The sequence below is a fragment of the Flagellimonas myxillae genome (genome assembly GCF_023502235.1).
GTDB classification, from domain to species: Bacteria; Bacteroidota; Bacteroidia; order Flavobacteriales; family Flavobacteriaceae; genus Flagellimonas; species Flagellimonas myxillae.
Map to the genome: position 1 here is coordinate 1,079,592 of NZ_JAMFLY010000001.1, position 16,470 is coordinate 1,096,061.

Below are 16,470 nucleotides of genomic sequence, written 5' to 3' on the forward strand. Positions count from 1 at the left end.
CAATTAATGAAGAAATAGGAGCGCCTTTTTTGAGAATAAAGCAATTTAAAACCACTTGCGTGTAAAGAGCCCAATCAGTGTTTTAGGGCTTATGGTCACCACAAAACGAATACGTTCATTATAGTTCCTTTCGGCAATTTCCCAGCCTCGGTTGGAATAAACAGGGAAGTACAGCTCAAAATAATCCGTGACCAAATTCAGTCGAATTCCGGAGTCATATACAAAGCGCGCATTTTCGCCCTTACTGCGGATATATCCCAAATCTCCGTAGGCTTCAATCCATCTCCAGATATTGGTACTTGCATTGGTGGTTACGATCCAATCGTTGGCAAAGGGGTTTTCGAGTTTAGACTTAAAACCTCCCTCTGCGATTATGATTTGCTGACTGTAGATACCGGAATCTTCAGAACGTCCCAAATAATTAAGGTCAAACATATAGTCCGTGGGTCTATCCAATGCAAAGCTGAAGAAATCGGAATCCGTATTGTTTCGCAAAAACTTACCAGCATACAGCCTAAAATTTAACTGTCTGTTGCTTTCAAACAATTTTCGATATTCCAGTTCAAAGGCCAGTTTGGTGAAATCACTGGAATGTTGGGCATCCAGGAACCAAGAAGTATAATTGAGAATATTATTGTCCACATCCAAAAAACGAAGGTTGAGCACCCCGTAATCTGGTTCTGTGTCCAGTTCGTCAACCAAACTCTCGTCGATTTTTCTAAAGACGCTTCTATATCGCAGCAACAGGGATTGTCTCCGGTTTGAAATAAGGTTGTCCGGCCTCCACCCAAACGAAACCGCTGGGGTAAGGGTTGTATACCGCGAGTTCTCTTGAAAGTGGGATGTGGAACCGGAGAAGGCGTAGTTGGACACAAAAAGTCCGCTTTTGCCGTGGTATTTTCGATACCTAAAACTTGCTTTTCCAACAACGGTCCGCTCCAAGAAAGAATAGGTCGGTGCAATATCGTATTGAAATGGACGCTCCAAGAACGTCTTGTTATAAATGCGCAGCCCAGGGGTTATTCCATCATAAACGTTGAAGTTGGCAATCGGGACATAAAATACCTGATGGTAATAAGGGTCCTCGGTATCCTTAAAAAATTGAAACTTAAGTTTTTTGTTACTGGCAAAAAAGCCGTTCAAGGTCTTCCAGTTATCCCGTTGATTGAATTCCGGAATCTTTTTATCATAGTTGAGTACCAAGCGGTCCTCCCCATTTCTTGGAATGGTATAGGTTCTTGAAGTGTCAATACCATGAAACCAATACTGTGATACCACAGAATCTTTTTGAAGCCCAAAGAGCGAAATTGGAACTTTGGTGCCACGTTTATTTTTGATCACAAAAGTGAGGGAGTCGTCAGATTTCTCAACCTTTTTGATTTTGAAATCAATTTTCTTTCTGGTGGATATGTATTCCTTAAAAAACCAATCGATGTCCTTATCGGCATACTGCTCCACGGTTTTTTGGAAATCCAAAGCCTTTGCTGATGGATTTAGGCTATGCGTCTTGTAAAATGCCAAGATACTGCTGTCCACCTTTTGCCCTCCAAGATATTCGGAAAGGTAGGACATGCCCAACCCGGCTTTGTAACCATTGGCAATTTTCTGGTTAAACTTGATTAGGGAATCATTTGGGGTGTCCAGAGCTTGATCAATATTTTTTCGGGCAGATAGCATGCTCAGTAGGGCGTATTGCTCGTTAAAGTCCATTTTTGCCAAACGGAATCCTCGAAATCCCCAGATTCTGGATAGTTTTCCTGCCAATTTTTGATTGGGGTAATGCTTCTCCACATATTTGATCATCAAATAGTTCCCTAAAACGTCGAGAACCCATCGTTCCGAACGCGGATCTAGATATATGGTTTCCTTTAGGTACTCATGAATAGCCGTTTTGAGAAATTTCATCTCAAACTGGAATTGCTCTTCATAGGGCCTGATAAAGGAAGGAAGCTGATTGATACCGTACAGCGGATTTTTATTGTAAGCCAGCTCGCTAACCAAGAGGTTGGGGTGGGGGTACTGCCCTAGATTTTCGTTAAGGAATTGGGCCACCTTACTAATAGAGATTCCCTGGGAAGCTTTATCGTATCGGTTGGATTCCAAATCGGTGGTAACCGTCAACGAACGCGTAACATGCTTGGTAAACTTTCTGATTCTATCCAGCACAATCTGACAGTTCTTCCTATTGTTTCCCTGAAGATGGATATGTTGTCCTCCAGGAAAACTTGTGCTCCCGGAATCACTAAAATTGGTGGATAAAAATAGATTTTCTGGATATGTGAAATTGATGGACGTATTGGCTGGATCCGTAAAATTATCGTCCAGATCCATGTTGTCGTACAATTTCCAATCCTGATCATACACTGCAGGGGTTAGGTACCAGTCTTTAAGGTAATACCTCCCATTGGAGCCAAAACCATAGGTGGTAAACTTGGCATTTGGGAGTTTGATCGTATAGGTGAAAAACAATTGGACCGAAGCACCTGGCTCCAAAACTTGATTCAGTTGCACCCGAATGATGTCCCTATTCCCAACCCGGTCCCAATCAAGTCCAGAATAGTCGTCCCCAACTATACTGACCATGTTTGTGTATCCACGTTCCCTATCTTTGGCCAAATGCAGACTACGTTTAAATTCTTCTGCAAATCGCTTGGCCAAAGCTGTGTTTTTATTGGAATAAGCATGGTTCCAGTCATTAAAATATAATGCAGAAAGTCCATCCTCGGAGGTATTTACATATGTAAATTTTTGACGAATTTCTATTTCCTTGGTCTCATCGTCCAGGGTAGCGGTAATCTCATTGGTATGCTGCCCCAGCATCTTGAATCCAAGAAGAAGCAAAAGTATGGGTAGGTATTTCTGGGGGCATTGGATCACCGGCTGCAAAGGGTTTAAAAGTTGGGGCTAAGGTTGCGGCCTTTGTAAAATGCATCAATGATGTCGACTACTTCTTCGGGGGAATCCACAATTTGAATCAAATCCAAATCCTTGGGACTTATTTTGCCTGTTCCCAACATGGTCTCCCTAACCCAATGCATAAGTCCCTCCCAGAACTCTGTTCCCACCAGCACTATCGGGAAGGTATGTATTTTATTTGTCTGTATCAGGGTAATGGCCTCGAATAACTCATCCAATGTTCCAAAACCTCCGGGCATGACCACAAAGCCTTGTGAATACTTAACAAACATGACCTTTCTTACAAAAAAGTAATCAAAATCTAGATTCTTGTCCGCATCTATAAATGGATTATCATGCTGTTCAAACGGTAGGTCAATATTAAGTCCTACCGAGGTGCCCCCCGCAAGATTGGCCCCTTTGTTTCCGGCTTCCATAATTCCTGGGCCACCTCCTGTAATGATTCCGTAACCTGCCTCAGCAACCTGTTTCGATACTTTCACCGCCAACTCGTAATAGGGGTCACCGGGTTTATTTCTTGCAGACCCGAATATCGAGACACAGGGTCCTATTTCGCTCATTTTCTCAAAACCGTTGACAAATTCGCCCATAATTTTAAATATGGCCCAAGAGTCGTTGGTCTTTATTTCATTCCATCCTTTATGGTGCTGTTCTTTTCGCATGTGTATAATTGTGTGTTAGACAGCTGGGGCAATCTTTCGTTTGGATTGCTCTAGCTCCTTCTTTAAAAACCGGGCTGTGTAGCTTTTATTGTCTTTGGCGACTTCTTCCGGGGTGCCTTGGGCTACAATCATGCCCCCACCACGGCCGCCCTCGTAGCCGATATCAATGATATGGTCCATCATTTTTATGACGTCCATATTGTGCTCTATCACTAAAATGGTATTTCCTTTGTCCACCAATTTGTTCAAAACTTCCATAAGCACTCTTATATCTTCAAAATGAAGGCCTGTGGTAGGTTCGTCAAGAATATAGAAGGTATTTCCTGTATCCCGTTTGGAAAGTTCGGTGGCCAATTTTACCCGTTGCGCCTCTCCTCCTGAAAGTGTTGTGGATTGTTGCCCCAAAGAAATATAACCAAGCCCCACATCTTGTATAGTCTTTAACTTTCTATGGATTTTGGGGATGTTTTCAAAAAACTCCACGGCCTCATTAATGGTCATCTCCAAAACATCGGCAATGGATTTACCTTTGTAGCGGATTTCCAAAGTCTCACGATTAAAGCGTTTACCATTGCAGGTTTCGCATTCCACGTAAACATCGGGCAAAAAGTTCATTTCAATCACCTTAAGCCCGCCTCCTTGACAAGTCTCGCAGCGACCACCCGCAACATTAAAGCTGAACCGACCGGGTTTATATCCACGAATGGTGGCCTCCGTGGTTTTCGAGAATAGGGTTCTAATTTCGCTAAAAGTCCCTGTATAGGTTGCAGGATTAGACCTAGGGGTTCTTCCAATAGGGGATTGGTTGATGTCAATGACTTTGTCCACATACTCCAAACCTGTTATTTTCTTGTAGGGCATGGGCTTTTTTACGCCATTAAAATAATGGGCGTTCATGATGGGATAAAGCGTTTCGTTGACCAAGCTGGATTTGCCACTTCCGGAAACTCCTGTAACCCCGATAAGCTTGCCCAAAGGAAAAGTCGCGGTCACATTTTTGAGATTGTTGCCCGTACATCCCGAAAGAACAATCTTTTTGCCCGTCCCTTTTCGCCGATTGGAAGGAACCGGAATTTCCCTTTCCCCGGTGATGTATTCCGCGGTGAGGGTTTGATGTTGTTTAAGCTCCTCCGGTTTCCCTTCGGAAATGATTTCACCGCCATGTCTTCCTGCTTTTGGGCCAATGTCGATGACATGGTCTGCATGTTCGATCATATCCCTATCGTGCTCAACCACGATTACAGAATTTCCAATATCCCGAAGGGATTCCAAGGAATTGATCAAGCGTTCATTGTCCCTTTGGTGCAAACCAATGCTAGGTTCATCCAGAATATAGAGTACCCCTACCAATTGTGACCCAATCTGGGTAGCCAACCGAATCCGTTGGGCTTCCCCGCCAGAAAGCGATTTGGAACTTCGGTTCAACGATAGGTAATCCAACCCAACATCCAGCAAAAATTGGACACGCGTTTTAATTTCCTTAATGATTTCCTCGGCGATTTTTTTCTGGTTGCCTTCCAAGTTGCCTTCCAGTTGCTCAAAGAAAATTGCGAGTTCCGCAATATCCAACCGAGCTAGTTCTGCAATGTTCTTTTCTCCTACTTTAAAGTAAAGGGACTCTTTTCGCAAACGTGCCCCTACACAATTAGGGCATTGGACTTTGTCCATATAATCTTTCGCCCATCTGCGGATTGAAGTGGAATTGGCCTCGTCGAATTGTGTTTTGATAAAATTGGCAATTCCTTCATAATCAATTTTATACTGCCTTTTTACTCCTAGCGTTTTGGAGTCCACCTCAAAACTATCGTTGCCTCCATTTAGAATAACATCCATGGCTTCGATGGGGATTTTCTCCAAAGCGTCGGTCAATTCAAAGTTGTATCGTTGGGCGATGGTCTCCAACTGTTTAAAGGCCCAGGATTTTTTGTATTCACCCAAGGGGGCAATACCGCCCGCCTTTATAGAGAGCTTCTTATTCGGAAATATCTTTTGTTCGTTTACTTCGTATACATGTCCCAGACCATTACAATCGGGACACATGCCTTTGGGGGAATTGAAAGAAAACGTATTGGGCTCTGGAGTGGGGTAGGAGATGCCCGTACTTGGACACATGAGGTCACGGCTAAAATAGCGCGGCACCGAATCTCCCTCTTCCAAGACCATTAACACATTGTTACCACTATACATGGCGGTATTGATGCTTTCTCCCAGGCGTTTATGAAAATCCTCGCTTTCGACAACCTTTAGGCGATCTATTACAATTTCAATGTCATGGGTTTTGTAGCGGTCCACCTTCATGCCCTTTACAATGTCCAATATTTCGCCATCTACCCGCACTTTGACAAAACCTTGTTTGGCGATTTGCTCAAAAAGTTCACGATAATGACCCTTTCTGGACTTAACAACCGGCGCAAGGACATTGATTTTCTTATCCTGATAGGATGCTATGATCAGGTTTTTGATTTGCTCATCACTATAACTGACCATTTTCTCGCCGGTATTGTAGCTATAGGCATCCCCGGCCCTAGCGAAAAGTAATCGAAGAAAATCGTACACCTCAGTAATGGTGCCAACGGTAGATCGCGGAGATTTTGAGGTTGTTTTTTGCTCAATGGCAATAACAGGTGATAGTCCATCGATTTTATCGACATCAGGTCGTTCCAAGCCACCCAAAAATTGGCGGGCATAGGCAGAAAATGTTTCTATATAACGGCGTTGGCCTTCAGCATATATGGTGTCGAATGCCAAGGATGATTTTCCACTTCCGGAGAGGCCGGTGATGACCACCAGTTTTTCGCGGGGAATGGTCACATCAATGTTTTTAAGGTTGTGGACCCTGGCGCCGCGAACTTCAATATTTTCTTCGTAGTTAATCATAGCACAAGATGCTAAAGTACGGTTTTGATACTTAAAAAGGAAGTCTGTTACAGTTTCGTTTTTTTAATCGATAGTGTATTTTTGGGTTGATTAAAACAACGCAAATGAAACTACTGGGCATAGGCTCTCGTATTAACCATCCTGAATATGGCAAAGGGGTGGTCACCAACGTATCTTCCCAATATTATTGGGTCACTTTTTTGGAAAACGGTTTGGAAACCATCGATTTGGATTCGGATTTTGAAGTTATCGAAGGAGTCACCGACGATGTGGACACCGTTAGTTATTTTGACGTGGAACGCTCCATGGTCTCTATTTTGAAACGATGGAGCGACGCTACGGAAAAGGTTGCCATCGCGGATAAATGGAAGGGTGGAAAACTGATTCTTGAACCTGGCGAGGATTTGGCCCCCAAGGAAATTCCAATCGACACCTTTTTTCATAAGATTGTTATGGTCCGGGACCGAATTCGTGTAATGGAGCAGAAAATCAACAGCAGCAAAAACTTGGATGACCTGGAAAAAGTGGACCTTCAACAATACATTACCCGGATTTATGGTAGCTTGACCACTTTTAATGTGCTTTTTAAAAACAAGAGCGACCATTTTGTGGGAGAGCGTAGCAAATAACATCAGCTAAAGTTTGCAAGCGTATCCAATGCCCAAGGGTCATTGGCTTTAAGAAGGTTTCGAAGCGCATGTTTCACAATCCATTTACGCTCTTTGGATATTTTACCGGTTGTCCACGAGGACAGCCAGGCTTTTCCAATTTCAGGATTGTCTTTCAAGACATCATTGATGCAATTGGCCACTGACTTTTGAACATATTTACTGGGGTCATCCTTTAAGCTGTCCAAAATGGGAAAAAGGGGAGTGGGGTCCCCAATAAAACTATCCAACTTGGTGGCCCAAGGCAATCTGGGACGAACTCCTTCACTGCTCAAACGACGTACATGCTTGTTCTTGTCTTTGGACCAAGCAAGCATGACCTGCAATGTCTTCTCGGGAAACTCCTCCAAATAGGGGCGTATGGTGTATTCACCTGTATTTCTTTGGGTGATTTCAAGGATGGCATCCATAGAAGAATCAAAGTGGTCCAAACCGTATTTTTCCACATATTTGGCGATGGGCATCACCCAGAAGAATTCCTTGAACATTCCTGTTTCTTTTTCATTTTTCGGACCAAGAATACCCACCAGTTGGGAGAGGGCGGTACAATAATCATCCGATAAATGGGTGTGGAGTGCATCTGCCATCAGTTCCACCCGATCCTTAAGTTCCAAATAGTACAATTTCTCCCCTACAGCATGGACAAAGGAGTTTTTATCGAATGTGACACCTGTTGCAAGCAGCTTATCCGCCAAAAGCTCGGCCAAATCGGCATCGAACCATAGTTTGAGTTGTTTATAGGCCATGAGGTCCAAAGATAAAAGGTAAGGCCTATACGGCGGCTAGAACTTCGGTTTTGTTGGACGTCAGTTCCAAGCCCACAGCACTATACCGGACCCCATATTTGCGCTTGTCATCAAAAATTTCCCATTCCTTTCCTTTATTGGATTGCCTTAGGTATTTGGAAAGAAGCGGCAAGACATTGTATTTGGGTTTTATATGGGCCACTTCCCCGCTAGCCTTGGTCAACTGAAACTGGGCAAAGGCTTCCATTCTTCTTTTTTCTTTTTCAACTTTTTGGGCAATGGGATTTAAAAAATCCATGACCTCGATAATATTCACTTCAGGGTCGACTTTTCCCATTAAGTAACATATATAATGGTAAAGGTTTAACTCCACATGTTCACGTTCGCTCAAAAATGCATAGTAGATTCGCTTGATGGCCGTATGGTTTCTCTGATTGATGCCGTGCCAGACCTTTTTGGCCAGGGCAACATCAGTCTTTATATAAGCGATGTTGGTAAAAAGCTCATTGCTCCCATAACCTTGCTTTTGAATATCGGTTATGAACCACCTATGGTCAAATGCTTTAAAAATTAAGGTCAAAAACCCGTTGAAACTGCCGTCGTAAATAATTGTTTTGCTGGAACCCATGTCACTGTTCTTGTAATTTGTCCAAAAATATGGAATAAATCCTAATTATGGAAATATTCCAAATATTTTTTTGGAAATAATCCAAATTCAATATATTTGGGATATGGAAAACGAGTTGACACTAAAGCGATTTATTGAAATTAGAAGGGATTTGGGGCATACCCAGGCCGAATTTGCCAAACTGTTGGGAGTTTCCAACACTACGGCAGACATCGAACGGGGGAGAACCAAGTTGTCCGGGAAGGTGGTCGCTGAACTTTTACGTCAATTCAACATTAATCCTTTGTGGCTGTTTGGGGAAAGTGAGGAAAAACACTTGGAGACTTCCCGAACCAGTGTGATTCCTAAAGTGGTCACCGTAGATAGTGCGGATCAGGAAAACATGGTGCTGGTAAACGCCAAAGCAGCAGCAGGCTATCCACAAAATATTGCCGATACAAGTTGGTACCGACAATTACCGGCTTTTGATTTACCCATTCCTGAATTTCGAAATGCCACATACCGCGGTTTTCAGGTGGAAGGAGACAGTATGTTGCCGAATTTAAGACCAGACGATTGGGTGTTGGCCAGGGCCATAGAGCACATTGATCATGTTAGTGCCAACAAAATTTATGTCGTGGTGCTCCAAGATGCGGTGTTGGTCAAAAAGATTGAAAAACGCCCTAATTCCAACAACATTACTTTAGTTTCCCTTAACGAAACGTATCCTCCTTACGAAATCAAGCCGTTCCAAATACAGGAAATTTGGGAGGTAAGTAGCAAGCTTACCTTTAATTTGGAGGCCTCTACAGAAACTGGACTACTACGCCAGTTGCAACAATCCATGGAGGAATTGAAGCAACAAGTAGGGCAATCCAAGCCGAACTAGTTCTTTTGGGTCTGTTCGGTATAGGTACTTTCAAAGATTTTGTCCGCGTTGGCCGCTTCAAAGCCATCCCTTCGATGTTTCCGGGAAAGCTGTTCCTTTGGAATGTTGTGGAATTCAGGCAAAGTAAGACGTTCTGCGAACTCCACATAGCTTCCGGCAATATTCGTTTTTTCCCCTTTCGCAAATTCCGCTTGCACCATTTGGGCCACCGAACTACTTTGTTTTAATAGCCCATCCTGACTTACCTTTACTTTACCTCCAGCAGAATTCAGTACTACCCCGATGGATTCCAAGAAGACATTGAAATTTTCCAAGGAGGAATAATCTCCGGGTAGTTCATGGACACTGATGGTGTAATGGTTTAGGTAATACCTATTGTAAATCACCCAGGCTGCATATTCGCTTTCTTCCAAAAGGAGATTGTAATCCTGCAAGCTTGGAAGAGACCACAATGGCTTGTGGAAAAATTTGCCTACAGCTTCAAGGTTGGCAAGGTCCAGTTCATCCACAGGGTCTACAAGTACTTGATCCGTGTATTTCTTTATGATATCCTGGGCTTGGGTGGACAAGTCCTGAACCCGAAGTTCACTGATAAATATTCTAGGGAGTCTTTCAACTGGAGGTGCGTACCAGTAGGCATTTAATTTCTTTTCCGGAAAATGGTAGGGTGCCATCCTTTTGTATCCATAATGGAGAAAGATTTTTTCAAACGAGGCAATGCCCAAATTGGGTACGCCCAAGGTTCTAAATGCAATATGGTCGTTAACGATACTGTCCTCGTTGGCTATAAGCTTGTTTTGGATCATTGCTGAAACAATCCTGTCCACATCGGCCACCCGATTTTTGTAGGGTGTAAAAAGCGCATCCATTATTGTGTCCAAGGGCGTTTGCTCGGTAGTAGTCATAAAATGTGGTATTAAACGATTTTCAAGGCAAAATTAATTGTACATTTAATCGTTTACAATAATAATTTTATCATAAATAATAAGATTGACTAATCAAATTGAATTTCGTCATTTGGAATATTTCTTGGCCTTGTCCGAGGAACTCCACTTTGGAAGAGCTGCTGAACGACTGTACATCTCCCAATCTGCCCTGAGTCAACAGATACAGCGATTGGAACATCTGGTGGGACGTCCGCTATTTGACCGAACGAATAGAAGGGTGGAACTGAATAGGGCGGGGGAGTTGTTTAAAAAAGCGGCCCAACAGGTGACACATCAATTGAGTGATTCCCTAGAAAACTGGAAACTGGCCTTGGAAGAAATCGAGGGGGTTATCCGAATAGGTTTTGTGGGTTCTGCCATGCGGGAATTTCTACCCCCCTTGATCAAAGAGTTTAGCGAAAAGCACCCACAAACTCAATTTTCCTTGGATGAAATGAACAATCAATCCCAATTGCAAGCCTTGGAAGCCGAGCAGTTGGATGTTGGTTTTGTACGTTCCAATCAAGCCCCTCAAGGAATGAACTGTAAACCAGTGTATACTGAAAACCTTTGTATGGTGCTCCCTGAAAATCACACAATTTCTGCACAGAATTTTAAGGATATTGGTCAATTTTCGGAAGAAAAGTTTATTCTTTTCCCCAACCAACAAAGTCAGATGTACTACCAGCAGATTATCAAGTTGTGTCAACATTTTGGCTTTACACCCAGCATTTCCCATCGTTCCATTCATGGCCCTACCATTTTTAAATTGGTGGAAAGTGGTATGGGAATTTCCATTGTGCCCAAATCCTTGATGGATGATAAAAACTATAAAATCCGCTTTATTGAATTGGATAATGTCCCTTTTACAACTTCCCTTTTTGCTGTTTGGAATCCGGAGAATGCCAAAAGTGGCCTAAAGCACTTCTTGGATTTACTTTTTGGTTAAAGCGATTTCAAAAAAGAGTGTCCTTGATATTTTTAGCGAGTACAGCAGCGGCCTCAGGATGACGTCGAAACCAAAGCTCGGGTTCAAAAATTTCGAGCTCTGCCAAGGCCAGTTGATTTTCGTTGTCCCTGAAAATATCCACACGGGCATACATGGGAAGTTCTGGAGCAGCTTGGACGGTCTTTAGCGCAAATTGGATTTCTTCCTCACTGGGTTCATAAGCCTTAACACTTCCCCCAAAATCATCCTGAACCCTAAAATCCCCTGGTTTGGCCACTTTCAAAACAGCATGGGTGTAATGACCGTTGAACACCATTAGCGAAACTTCACCTTTTTGAACAATGTTCTCCTGAAACTCTTGGAGCATTAGGGCTTCGTTCTGAATCAAGGATGCAAAAATTTCTTCATAATCCTCCATTTGATTCGATGCGATTTTATAGGTATGTCTAGCTCCACCGGAAATGCAGGGCTTTAGGACGAGGTTTGAGGAGTGGAATCCAAAAGACTCCTTTGCCAATTTGCAAACCTCCGCCAAAGAAGAGCTCGAACCCTTTTCTATAAATCGAGTCTTTGGAATATGGACCCCGGCCTTGTTCAAATCCTGAAGGTAGTGTTTGTCCATGTTCCAGTCTATCAATTTTTTGGAGTTGATAAACTGGGTTTGCAATGCAGTTCTTTCCATCCAAGAAGTAAATTCATTTACCCGGTGAATGTAGTCCCAGGTAGATCGGAACATGGCGAATTGAGTGGAGGACCAGTCAAAATTGGGATCATCCCAAGATATTCGTGTGACTCTTAACCCCTGTTGGACAAGAGCCTCAACTACCAGTTGGTCTTCCCATACTACATTGTCCAATAATTGGGATTCCCCGTTGGAAACAAAATATCCGGGCGCAGAAATAATTACAACATCAAACTCCATAGTTTACTTAGAATCCCACTGCAGTATCATCACCTCGTCTATCGGCACCACCTTCCAATTTTCCATCGGGAAGCACCCGGATGGCATCTACTTTTCCCATAATGGGAGTTCTTTCTTCGTTGATTTTGTACCCTTTGGATTTAAGTTCCTCAATGAGTTCTTTTGAAAATCCGTCCGGCTCAAAAACCACATAATCTGGAAGCCATTGATGATGGAATCGCGGAGCGTTAACTGCCTCTTGCATACTTAAATTAAACTCATGGACATTTAAAATGGTTTGGGCGACGGCTGTAATTATGGTAGATCCTCCTGGTGTGCCCACAACGAGGTATAAATGGCCATCCTTTTCCACAATTGTCGGGGTCATGCTGCTCAACATTCGTTTTTCAGGGGCGATGCTATTAGCCTCGGCACCAATCAATCCAAACATATTGGGAACCCCTGGTTTGGAGCTAAAATCGTCCATTTCATTGTTAAGAAAGAAGCCCAATTCCTCTGAATAGAGCTTAGAACCGAATCCCCCATTTAAGGTGGTCGTTGCCGAAATGGCATTGCCTTGTGCATCCACGATGGAGTAATGGGTGGTTTCCGAACTCTCAACGATTTCAACCTCCCCATGGCCAACGGCTGAGGAGAGCGTAGCATTATCAAAAGAAAAATCCTTCATCCGGTTTTGTAGATAGGTATCGTCCAAAAGCACACCCAACGGAATGTCAACGAAGTCGGGATCACCTAAAAAGTAATTTCGGTCGGCATACGCCCTTCGGGCGGCTTCGGTAAACAGCTGTATGGGTCTTGCGGTGTTATGATCATATTTTCCGATGTTATGGGGTTCGATCATCTTAAATATCTGATTGATGGTCACCCCGCCACTACTAGGAGGGCTCATGGAAATCATGCGCAAGTCCTTGTAGTTGAACACCACGGGATCTCTCCATTTGGCTTCATAGCGTTCAAGGTCTTCCACAGTAACAAAGCCACCCTGTTCCTGGATGAAACTTGCCAACTTTTCAGCGACCTCTCCTTTATAAAAACCATCTTTCCCTTTTTCCTTAATTGCGGTCAAGGTCTTGGCCAACATCGGGTATTTTATGGTATCCCCAGCTTTAAAGGCTTGGGCAAACTTGGTACTGTCCCCGTTCACTTCAACAAAACGATCATGGTAACTTTCAATGCGTTTCGCCTGCTTTTCCGTAACCACGACTCCCCGCTCTGCTAGAGCAATTACAGGCTCTATCAATTCAGAAAAGGGCAGTGATCCAAACTTTTCATGTACCTCAAAAACACCGGCTACGGTTCCTGGAACACCTACTGCTGTTGCACCTACAGTGCTCATGTTTGGGATTACGTTACCAAGGGAATCCAAGTACATATCCTTATGTGCGGCCAAAGGCGCTTTTTCACGATAGTCCAAGCCGCCAATTTCTCCATTGTTTTTTCGATAGACGATAAATCCGCCTCCCCCAATGTTTCCGGCAAACGGATATGCTACGGCCAATGCGAGTTCTGTGGCCACCATGGCATCGAAGGCGTTACCACCTTTTCGCATAACCTCGGAACCAATTTTGGAAGCTTCTTCCCGAGCGGAGACCACCATGGCTTTTTCGGTTACCAATCCGGTTGGAGCAGCAGGTTGTTGTTTGCATTGAATAAAAAGTAAGAGCGGGATAGCAAGTATCAGTCTTCGCATAGGGTTTTAAATTTATGTCGGGAAAAGGTAATCAATTCTTCAAAAAACTGAGTAAACTCATTTTCAAAGGCCCCGTAATGTACCTCCAGGTCCAAAATGGCAAAATTCATCCGCGATTTGTTATTGGTCCTGCGGTTCATCCCGTCCAAAACTTGGGAAATACCCTTCAGGTCAGCATAGCTGAGCAGCCAATTGTTTGTGACCATATACGGCATCATTCGTTGTGTTGCCAAGGGAAGTAGTGCATAGTTTTCCTCCAATAGGTCATAGAAGTTATCCACATAGTCTTCCAAGGGCACATCCGAATAGGTAGCCCAATTTTTAGCCAAAAAATGATCGTAGAAGATATCCACGATCACCCTGCTGTAATGGCTGTAGTTTTTATGCAGTCTTTTACTGCTTTGCTTTGCAATGGGATGGGCATCCGTAAAGGTGTCTATTTCTCGGTGCAATACAATTCCTTTTTGAATGCGCTCCGGGAAATGCTTGAACTTATTCCCACGAATGTGATCGGCAAAGAAGTTTCCCAAGGTTATCTGGGGATCATCGAACGATAGATATATATGGGCCAAAAAGTTCACGAACGAAATTTACAAATTCGAAACACGGAATCTGGGATAGCCGTTTATATTTGCAAAAACTTTTTTAACAATATGACGCTCATCAAATCAATTTCAGGAATACGAGGAACCATAGGAGGATCTACGAACGATAATTTAACCCCAATCGATGCGGTCAAGTTCGCAGCAGCATACGGGACCTGGTTAAAGTCCTATTCTGGAAAGGAGCAGTTAACGGTCGTGATAGGTAGGGACGCACGTTTATCTGGGGATATGATCCAGAATTTAGTGGTTTCCACCCTTGTGGGACTTGGAATTGATGTCACCGATTTAGGTTTATCCACGACACCTACAGTGGAAATCGCGGTACCTCTTGAAAAGGCCGATGGTGGAATTATCCTTACCGCAAGTCACAACCCGAAACAGTGGAATGCCTTGAAGCTGTTGAACGAAAGGGGCGAATTCTTGGATGCCAAGCAAGGTGCCATAATTTTGGAATTGGCGGAAAAAGAAGATTTTGATTTTGCACAAGTGGATGATTTGGGAACCGTTACCAAAAATGATTCGTACATCGATATTCATATCGATGAGGTCCTAAACCTGTCCTTGGTGGATAAAGAGGTCATAAAAAAAGGTGGCTTTAAAGTAGTTGTAGACGGGGTGAACTCCACAGGTGGTATTGCCATTCCAATATTACTTGAAGAGTTGGGCGTTGAAGTCATAAAATTATACTGTGATCCCACGGGCCATTTTCCACATAACCCCGAGCCTTTAAAAGAGCATTTGGGAGATATCTGCGACCTCGTGGTCAAGGAGAAAGCCGATTTTGGTATCGTGGTGGACCCAGATGTGGACCGCTTGGCCTTTATTAGCAATGATGGGGAGATGTTTGGGGAGGAATATACCTTGGTAGCCTGTGCCGATTATGTACTTGGAAAGACCAAAGGCAACACAGTTTCCAACTTATCCTCTACGAGAGCACTTCGAGACATTACCGAAAAACATGGTGGCACTTATGAAGCTGCAGCAGTGGGGGAGGTAAACGTGGTTACCAAAATGAAGGCCAACAATGCCATTATTGGCGGAGAAGGCAACGGGGGAATTATTTATCCTGAAAGTCATTTTGGCAGGGATGCCCTTGTGGGTACAGCCTTGTTCTTGATGCTAATGTCCGAGCGAGGTGGTACGGTAGCAGAATTGCGAGCTAGCTATCCCAGCTATTTCATGAGCAAAAAGAAGATCCAATTGACACCAGAACTTGATGTTGATGCCTTATTAACCGCCATGCACGACAAGTACAAAGACGAGGAAGTCTCCACTGTGGATGGTGTTAAAATCGACTTTGCAGAGAATTGGGTACACCTGCGAAAGTCCAATACGGAACCTATTATCCGAATCTATACGGAGGCCAAGTCCCAAGCCGATGCCGATGGCCTGGCGGATAGGATTATTGCGGAAATTAAAGAAGTTGCTGGGTTGGCCTAAGAAGGCCCATCCAGCTCGTACAAGACTTTATGTTTGCTGAAATCGGAGTCGGAGATGTCGGCCTTTTTGTCGGAGTCCAACCAAATTCTCCAACCATCGTTCTCTAATTTCAAGCCAACGTTGAAGTATCCATATCCGCGCACTACCATTTCCTCACCATCCTTACCAAGGGAGCTAAAACGATAATATCCGGTTTGGTAGGCCATTTCCTCGCTTTCATCAATTGCGGTGGATTCAATGGCAAAGGCGATGGCTACTTTACCGCCGCGGTCTTTTACAATTTCCAGGAATTGGCCAAAATACTCCAGATAGCTTTCTCCCGATTTAATTTCATTTTCATCAATCGTGACCCGAACAATTTCTTGGGAATGAACAGATTTTAGCTTGTTGGGATTTAGTTCAATATATGATTCCATAAAAGGAACCCAGACATCTTTCTTTATGGCGGCGATGACTTCATCGGAAACCGCGATCTTTTTTTGCCCAAATGAAAAGGTAACACAGAGCAATAATAGGGTAGGGATTAACTGTTTCATTTTTTGGTTTTTGAATTAGGTTCAATTTAGCAAACAA

General features: G+C 43.5%; 14 protein-coding genes. 4 read left to right on the forward strand and 10 right to left on the reverse strand.

The window, feature by feature from the left end; all coding sequences use genetic code 11:
- Positions 1–45: 45 nt before the first annotated feature.
- Genes M3P07_RS04965 through uvrA form a run of 3 tightly spaced genes read right to left on the reverse strand, consistent with a single transcriptional unit; the run spans position 46 to position 6,455 of the window.
- A complete protein-coding gene (locus M3P07_RS04965; RefSeq protein ID WP_319946562.1) occupies positions 46–2,841 on the reverse strand; it encodes a gluzincin family metallopeptidase in 2,796 nt (931 codons plus the stop codon).
- Positions 2,842–2,891: 50 nt separating this feature from the next.
- Positions 2,892–3,578, reverse strand: a complete 687-nt coding sequence (locus M3P07_RS04970) for an LOG family protein (protein ID WP_249968787.1) — start codon at positions 3,576–3,578, stop codon at positions 2,892–2,894.
- Positions 3,579–3,593: 15 nt separating this feature from the next.
- Positions 3,594–6,455 carry an excinuclease ABC subunit UvrA gene (gene uvrA, locus M3P07_RS04975; RefSeq protein WP_249968788.1) on the reverse strand — a complete coding sequence of 954 codons (2,862 nt, stop codon included), beginning with the start codon at positions 6,453–6,455 and terminating at the stop codon, positions 3,594–3,596.
- A gap of 104 nt (positions 6,456–6,559) precedes the next feature.
- On the opposite strand from uvrA, the gene M3P07_RS04980 reads away from it, so the two are divergent.
- Positions 6,560–7,084, forward strand: coding sequence for a hypothetical protein (locus M3P07_RS04980; protein ID WP_249968789.1), 525 nt, complete (start codon positions 6,560–6,562; stop codon positions 7,082–7,084).
- Between the two features lie 2 nt (positions 7,085–7,086).
- On the opposite strand, the gene M3P07_RS04985 is transcribed toward M3P07_RS04980, so the two are convergent.
- Positions 7,087–7,869 carry a DNA alkylation repair protein gene (locus M3P07_RS04985; protein ID WP_249968790.1) on the reverse strand — a complete coding sequence of 261 codons (783 nt, stop codon included), beginning with the start codon at positions 7,867–7,869 and terminating at the stop codon, positions 7,087–7,089.
- 25 nt (positions 7,870–7,894) lie between these two features.
- Positions 7,895–8,497 carry a DUF4130 domain-containing protein gene (locus M3P07_RS04990; protein ID WP_249968791.1) on the reverse strand — a complete coding sequence of 201 codons (603 nt, stop codon included), beginning with the start codon at positions 8,495–8,497 and terminating at the stop codon, positions 7,895–7,897.
- A gap of 103 nt (positions 8,498–8,600) precedes the next feature.
- On the opposite strand from M3P07_RS04990, the gene M3P07_RS04995 reads away from it, so the two are divergent.
- Positions 8,601–9,365: an XRE family transcriptional regulator gene (locus M3P07_RS04995; RefSeq protein WP_249968792.1), complete on the forward strand. Its 765-nt coding sequence runs from the start codon at positions 8,601–8,603 to the stop codon at positions 9,363–9,365.
- Here M3P07_RS04995 and M3P07_RS05000 read toward each other — a convergent pair.
- Positions 9,362–10,270, reverse strand: a complete 909-nt coding sequence (locus M3P07_RS05000; protein ID WP_249968793.1) for a DUF1338 domain-containing protein — start codon at positions 10,268–10,270, stop codon at positions 9,362–9,364. The genes M3P07_RS04995 and M3P07_RS05000 overlap by 4 nt on opposite strands.
- An 85-nt stretch (positions 10,271–10,355) precedes the next feature.
- Between M3P07_RS05000 and M3P07_RS05005 the strand changes: the two genes are divergently transcribed.
- The gene (locus M3P07_RS05005) at positions 10,356–11,240 is read left to right on the forward strand and encodes a LysR family transcriptional regulator (RefSeq protein WP_249968794.1); all 885 of its coding nucleotides are present in this window, start codon (positions 10,356–10,358) and stop codon (positions 11,238–11,240) included.
- 7 nt (positions 11,241–11,247) lie between these two features.
- Here the strand turns inward: M3P07_RS05005 and M3P07_RS05010 are convergent, their stop codons facing one another.
- Genes M3P07_RS05010 through M3P07_RS05020 form a run of 3 tightly spaced genes read right to left on the reverse strand, consistent with a single transcriptional unit; the run spans position 11,248 to position 14,433 of the window.
- Complete coding sequence (locus M3P07_RS05010; RefSeq protein ID WP_249968795.1) at positions 11,248–12,162, reverse strand: ATP-grasp domain-containing protein; 915 nt, start codon at positions 12,160–12,162, stop codon at positions 11,248–11,250.
- Between the two features lie 7 nt (positions 12,163–12,169).
- Positions 12,170–13,852, reverse strand: coding sequence for a gamma-glutamyltransferase (ggt, locus tag M3P07_RS05015; RefSeq protein WP_249968796.1), 1,683 nt, complete (start codon positions 13,850–13,852; stop codon positions 12,170–12,172).
- Positions 13,840–14,433, reverse strand: coding sequence for an acyl carrier protein phosphodiesterase (locus M3P07_RS05020; protein ID WP_249968797.1), 594 nt, complete (start codon positions 14,431–14,433; stop codon positions 13,840–13,842). Before M3P07_RS05020 ends, ggt begins: the two co-directional genes overlap by 13 nt.
- Before the next feature lie 72 nt (positions 14,434–14,505).
- Between M3P07_RS05020 and glmM the strand changes: the two genes are divergently transcribed.
- The gene (gene glmM / locus M3P07_RS05025) at positions 14,506–15,897 is read left to right on the forward strand and encodes a phosphoglucosamine mutase (RefSeq protein ID WP_249968798.1); all 1,392 of its coding nucleotides are present in this window, start codon (positions 14,506–14,508) and stop codon (positions 15,895–15,897) included.
- Here the strand turns inward: glmM and M3P07_RS05030 are convergent.
- Positions 15,894–16,433, reverse strand: coding sequence for a YybH family protein (locus tag M3P07_RS05030; protein ID WP_249968799.1), 540 nt, complete (start codon positions 16,431–16,433; stop codon positions 15,894–15,896). The genes glmM and M3P07_RS05030 overlap by 4 nt on opposite strands.
- Between the last annotated feature and the right edge of the window lie 37 nt (positions 16,434–16,470).